At 71.3% G+C, this 258-nt stretch carries 1 pseudogene; it reads left to right on the top strand.

Annotation, left to right across the window (positions count from 1 at the left end):
* Nucleotides 1-258, top strand: a pseudogene (locus tag ACFPFQ_RS42205) (hypothetical protein); the annotation flags it as partial.

The following is a 258-nucleotide window of genomic DNA, read 5'->3' as shown; positions in this document are numbered from 1 at the left end:
TTGCGGCACTGGCTCGAGCGGTATGGGACCGGCAAGAAGACGGCCGCGGACGGGACACCGGCCCCGAGCCCGTTGAAGGCCCGCGCAGCCTCACCGAGCGGTGGTGGTGGTGGTGGGTCTGTGCCCGCGGGCCGGGCCGAGACGCTCGAGGAGCGAGTCGCCAGGCTGGAGGCCGAGAACACGGCCTTACGCAGCGAGCGTGCCACGCTCACCACCGAACGGGAGATCCTGCGGTCGGCGGCCAAATATTTCGCCGGG

Source organism: Pseudonocardia sp. GCM10023141, assembly GCF_042653605.1.
This window is presented reverse-complemented; position numbering and strand designations above follow the sequence as displayed.